The sequence below is a fragment of the Candidatus Schekmanbacteria bacterium genome, assembly GCA_003695725.1.
Lineage (GTDB): Bacteria > Schekmanbacteria > GWA2-38-11 > GWA2-38-11 > J061 > J061.
In genome coordinates, this window is record RFHX01000331.1 from 1 (window position 1) to 5,987 (window position 5,987).

Consider the following 5,987-nt stretch of genomic DNA (forward strand, 5'->3'; position numbering starts at 1 on the left):
AATCTATACACAGAAGGGCGGTATTTTGGCATTATCAAAAAAAGTTAATAATCTTTTAAAATGGCTTCCTCTGATTTATACTTCTCTTATATTAAATCAGTATAAAAAATAATGAAGAATCTAAAAAATCGCGCCATATTAATTTTTGCTCTTGCGTCCTTTCTGAATGATTTTGGTTCAGATATAATTTATCCCTTGTGGCCTCTTTATGTTACCGAAGTTTTGGGCGCTTCAATGATTGCTCTCGGTTTTTTAGATGGATTGGGAAATGCCCTTGTCTCTATATCACAGGGATTGTCGGGTTATCTTTCAGATAAGATTCGGAGGCGAAAATTATTTATTTGGTCGGGCTACCTTATGGGGGCAATATCGCGAGTGGGATATTCCACGGCTTCATCTTGGCAGTGGTTGATCCCTTATCGCGCATTAGACCGCGCCGGAAAGATAAGAGGGGCACCGCGAGACGCAATGATAGCTGATTTATCTTCAAAGCAGCAGATAGGTAGAAATTTTGGTTTTTTGAGGATGATGGATCATTTAGGAGCATTTCTCGGAGTTATTGCAGGAGTATTGCTCGTTGGCATTCTTGGCTACAGAAAACTCTTTTTTTTGGCGGCTTTCCCTTCACTTCTTTCACTTTTACTGATAGTTTTATTTATAAGTGAACAAAGAAAGGGCATTAATAGAAGGATAAAAATTTCGTTTAAAGATTTTGATAAAAATTTTTATTTCCTACTGCTTTCTATATCCTTTTTTGCATTAGGTAATTTCAGCTATTCATTTCTTTTGTTGGCGGCAAGAGGTGAAAACTTTAAAACCTCATCTATCCCTCTATTGTATCTTGTTTTTACATTTACAGCTTCAATAATGTCCCTGCCGATGGGAAGAATATCGGACAAATTTGGAAAAAAGGCAGTATTGCTATGGTCTTTTTTACTATTTATGATTTTATGTTTAGGATTCATTTTCGTCGGAGATGGAAAACTACTAATTCTTTTACTTTTTATAATATATGGTTTTCACCTTGCCGCATTTGAGCCTTCGGTAAGGGCGCTGGCATCAAAAATTTCATCTGAAAAAATTCGTGCAACAGCTCTTGGCACTCTTCAAATGGGGATGGGATTATTGAGCTTGCCTGCTTCATTGATAGCAGGTTTTTTGTGGCAAACTTTTGGAAAGGAATATGTTTTCATATTTTCCTTAATTACGACTTTTGTGGCTATTGCAGGGCTCGCTTTTGTAAAAGAATGACCAACTCTTTTTTTACAACGAGATAGGAAAGATAGAAGACGGCTTACTTCTCAGCATATAGAAAGCCCAAGTTTCTAAATTTACCGCTTATTCCTGTCAACGGCTTGTATCTTATTTTTTTAAAACCTGCCTCTTTGAGCCATTGCGTCATTTCACCTCTTGACCGTGCATCTCCACCTTCAGTCTCAATCATCAAAGCAATTGAAAAAAGGACAGGGAAAAGAGGTGAAGTCCTGTCATCATTAATGATTGATTCTTTCAGAATTATTGCTCCTCCTGAAGGCAGATAGTCGTAAGATTTCTTTATTATTTTTCTGCAGATTTTACTATCGTATCCATCGAGGACACCAGAAATGAGAATTATATCTGCTCCCTTTGGAAAATCATCTATCAGAATGTTTCCTTCAATTACCTTTACTTTTGTTCCTGCCTTATACTTTGAAATAACTTTCCTTGTGATTTTGCAGACAGGTGGAAAATCAAAAACAATTGCCTTCAGATTGGGATATTTTTTTACTGCAGTGATTGATAATATTCCTGACCCTCCTCCAAGGTCAAGGAGTGTATTGTATTTTGAAAAATCAAACTTTGATGCAAGTTCTTCTGCCGGTTTAATGCTGTAATTATGCTGTGCCATTATTGCTTTTTCAGCAATTTTTATGTTTTTTGAGATATTGCCAATGGTATCCTTTTGAGGACCAAATACAGGTTGAAATTTATTGCTCTTTATTACTTCTTCGAGATTTCCCCACTTGTCATAAAGGATATTGTTGTATGCCTTCATAAGGTCGCCGAGATATTCTTTTTTTCCTCTAATCAGGTATTTCTCAGAGACTTTGCTGTTGCTGTATTTTCCCTTTTCATAATTGAGCAGACCGACAGCCACATTGCCATTCAGCAGACGCGTTGTTGACCTTACAGGAAGACGGCACATTTTGGCAATTTCTTTTGCCTGAAGCTTTTTCCTCCCAATCTTTGAAAAGATGTCAAATTCTACTGCGGCAAAGAGAATTTTTGAAAGATGAAATCCAGTGGCAATTTTGATAATCTCATCAGAATGAATGGATTTATCTGAAGACATTTTTTTAGATTTCATATTCCTATTTTTAGAAATATTGGTTTTCTTGTCAAATTGGGAGATTTTCTAATTTTTTATCGAAGCTCCTTTGCCAATATTTAACCGCCATAATCATATAATATAGATGCTTATGACATAAGTCATAGGAATTATTTTTATTTTTCATATTATGAAAATAGAAACAATTTATTGGAAAGGACAAGAAAATGAAAAGAAAAATAGTTATAATCGATGAAGAAAAATGCACAGGTTGCGGTGACTGTATCCCAAAATGTCATGAAGGCGCTCTTCAGATCATAGACGGCAAAGCTCGTTTGGTTGCAGAAAAATATTGTGATGGATTAGGAGATTGCCTTGGAAGCTGCTCTTTTGATGCTATAAGAGTAGAAGAGAGAGAGGTTTCAGAGGATTATGATGAGGAAGCAGTAAGAAAGCGTCTTGAAAGTATGGGAAAGAAGTATCGACCAAAAGTCAGGCAGAGAGACAGCAGAACGCACAATCATATGGGAGGAGGATGTCCATCAGCTGTTGCAAGAGAAATTACACGAAATGAAGAAACATCGCACTCATCAGAAGAGATAAAGGAAAATTCAGAGCTTAGGAATTGGCCTGTCCAGATTTCACTTGTTGCGCCGCAAGCGCCTTATTTCAATGATGCCCATTTATTGATTGCGGCTGATTGTGTGCCTTTTTCTTATGCGGGATTTCATAGAAGATTTTTGAAAGATAAGGTGCTGTTGATAGGATGTCCGAAGCTCGATGATGCGCAGTTCTATATGGAAAAGTTTACAGAGATATTCAAGAGGAATTCAATCAAAAAAATTACATTGGTTCATATGGAAGTTCCATGCTGTTTCGGAATGGAACAGATAGTAAATAGCGCACTTGAAAAGTCAGGGAAAACCATACCGTTGGAAAAAGCCGTTGTATCGATTGAAGGAAAGATTTTATGATATCTACTCGAAATTACAAAGGTTTCAAAGACCTTTGTTGATATGCCTTCATCACAATCATCTTTGTTAATGATATCATTTTCCCCTATGCTGTGGATTGATGAAGGCATAGAGCTTTCAGATGGCTTGCATAAAATGAGATATTTTCAATGAAGACTTGTTGATATCTTTCATATAAATTTAAAATTCTTCCTACCCAAAGAGTTAAGAATATTCTTGATTTAGAAGGGCAAAAGTAATAAAAAATTTTCAAAGAAATTTCCCAACTATAACCATAATCATAAATATATTGTCTTTTTCTATTTAAAGGGAGGCAGGAGATGTCAGCAGATAAATTTATTGAAGATAAGGAGCAAAAGGTTGTTATTGATGCAGAAATTGATGGAAAGAGCGGTGAGCTCGATTTTAATACTCTGAAATCAGGAGGTGTAATCAAACAAAGGCAAAAAGAGCTTTTTACCGTTCGTCTTCGGTGTCCCGGCGGACGAGTCCCTGTTGACAGACTTGAAAAGATAGCTCAGATTGCAAAAAAGTACGGCGGCGATTATGTCCATATCTCTGTGCGCCAATCGATTGAGATTACCTATGTAAATTTTAAGGACCTTGGCAAATTGAAGGCAGAGCTTGATGCAATAGGACAGGAGATTGCCTCCTGCGGTCCTCGAGTAAGAGTGCCGACTGCCTGTGCAGGGTGTGAATATAATCCCAATGGACTTACAAATGCTCAGGCAATGGCAGATATGGTAAACCGCCGTTTTTTTGGCAGAGAACTTAACCATAAGTTTAAGATTGCTTTTGCAGGATGTCCAATAGATTGCCCAAGGACGAATGAAATGGATCTGGGATTTCAGGGAGCAGTAAAACCTCTTTGGAATGAGGGTAGATGCACTGGTTGCCGTCTCTGTTCATTCACCTGCCTCGAGGGTGCAATTACAGCAGATAAGGATACAGGGCATCCCATTATAGACAAATCTAAATGCCTCCATTGTGGAGACTGTATCAGAACATGCCCCTCCGATGCATGGGAAGAGGATATAAAGGGATGGAAGGTTAGAGTTGGAGGAAAACATGGGAGACATCCTCTTTGTGGCAGTAGAATTGCAGAATTTGTTACAGATGAAGAAATCCCTTCTATTATAGAGAAAATCCTTGAATGGTATAAAACGAATGGCGAAGGGAAGGGGAGGAAAAGAATAGGCACGCTTCTTCTTCAAGATGGGGCATGGGAAGATTTTCTGAATTTTGTAAAACCGGTGCTTGGTAATAAAGCCGTAGATTCTCCGCCTCCGCCTCTACAGGTCGATGTGCATTTTGAAAGATAGTTTTTCCCAAATTTATCAAAATTCATTTTTCGTAACTGCCTTTGCTGATGAGAATTATTGTCTTATTCGACATTTAACTGCACTGTCTTTTTAGTTGCCGGACAGTCTCTTTTCTTTGTTGTTTATTTCCCTCAATGGCTATGACCTGCCTTGATTAAGATATTCAGCATAATGGAGTTTAAACTATCAGCTCTATTGGCAATATGACTTTCAGCCACAAAAAAGCCCCTGATATATGAATTTATCAGGGGCAGATGAGTATGATGTATGTATGAGGCGGAGTTTCTTTTTTATATTTTTCTTCCCGCAAAATACATACCAACAAGTCCAATTCCAATTAGCATAATAGTTGATGGTTCAGGCACAGGAGGGGTTGACCCGCCCATATTGTGTCCAACATCGAGCCAATCATTATTGCAGTCAGGAGACCATTCCATAATTATGCTCGTATTTTTTCCCGGATTCCCGATTGCCGCCTTTGGAATAATTCCTTCGATAACATAGGTTGCATAACCTCTTTCCACGACACCGGCGTCGTAATAAGCAAAATTTGAAACATCTCCAGTTTTTGTGCCTGTCCCAACATGCATATTGGTTTTCATATAGTGGCCTGAATCAGGGTATCCCATAGGATAACCGGCTCCTCCTTGGTCAAAAGTCCAAGTTGCGTCCTTCCAAATTTCACCCTGATTTGCATCGTCGATAATTTCAATTCCATATTCCCGTAATGGACCATTGCCAATTTTCAAGCGAATATCTCCAGGACCAAAAATTCGTGTAGAAGGATATCCCCACATATCACCCGGAAAGCCGTCTTCTCTCATCGATGTAACAATTGCAAAATAAACATCTGTGGCTGTATCATCTAAATACATTGCTTCAACATCGAATACTTCTGCATTATCCCATCCCGGAGGAGAAGGATGTATTCCTCCTGTATCCCAATTAGCAACGGAATAATCTGCCGAAGCAGGAGTCGGCACCCACGAATTGTCGAAATCTTGTCCACTTACGCTTAGTGTGATCCCGAAATGATCCTGCAAAATAGTTGCATTCGAAAATGAAAAAGAAAAGATAAAGATGCTCATAGTGAAAAAAAGTATAAGAAATTTTCTTTTATTCATAATATTAACCCTCCCTTTTCGTTTTGTTATTATATATGCAATAAGTATGCCAAGAGATGAATAATTCTTATAATCATTATTAACTCATTGTAATTCAATATAATTATAGTTTGAATGAAAGAAAATTCAAATTAAGAGTTAGATGAAAAGTGTTCAAAAACCTGACACTTAAATTGTAAAAATCGAGAAAAAAAGCGTCAAAAAAGTAATTTATCTTAATTTAATCAATAACTTAATTAAATATTAAAAAGTGTTCAAT

General features: G+C 37.4%; 5 protein-coding genes. 3 read left to right on the top strand and 2 right to left on the bottom strand.

All coding sequences use genetic code 11. The features are described from left to right. Positions 1-111: 111 nt before the first annotated feature. Positions 112-1,251 carry an MFS transporter gene (locus D6734_12120; GenBank protein RMF92483.1) on the top strand — a complete coding sequence of 380 codons (1,140 nt, stop codon included), beginning with the start codon at positions 112-114 and terminating at the stop codon, positions 1,249-1,251. 43 nt (positions 1,252-1,294) lie between these two features. Here the strand turns inward: D6734_12120 and D6734_12125 are convergent, their stop codons facing one another. Then, positions 1,295-2,347: a hypothetical protein gene (locus D6734_12125; protein RMF92484.1), complete on the bottom strand. Its 1,053-nt coding sequence runs from the start codon at positions 2,345-2,347 to the stop codon at positions 1,295-1,297. A gap of 188 nt (positions 2,348-2,535) precedes the next feature. On the opposite strand from D6734_12125, the gene D6734_12130 reads away from it, so the two are divergent. After that, on the top strand, positions 2,536-3,282 hold the full coding sequence (locus tag D6734_12130) for a 4Fe-4S ferredoxin (protein ID RMF92485.1): 747 nt from the start codon (positions 2,536-2,538) through the stop codon (positions 3,280-3,282). Positions 3,283-3,602: 320 nt separating this feature from the next. Further along, a complete protein-coding gene (locus D6734_12135; GenBank protein ID RMF92486.1) occupies positions 3,603-4,604 on the top strand; it encodes a 4Fe-4S dicluster domain-containing protein in 1,002 nt (333 codons plus the stop codon). Positions 4,605-4,894: 290 nt separating this feature from the next. Here D6734_12135 and D6734_12140 read toward each other — a convergent pair whose 3' ends face one another. Next, on the bottom strand, positions 4,895-5,728 hold the full coding sequence (locus D6734_12140) for a PEP-CTERM sorting domain-containing protein (GenBank protein RMF92487.1): 834 nt from the start codon (positions 5,726-5,728) through the stop codon (positions 4,895-4,897). Between the last annotated feature and the right edge of the window lie 259 nt (positions 5,729-5,987).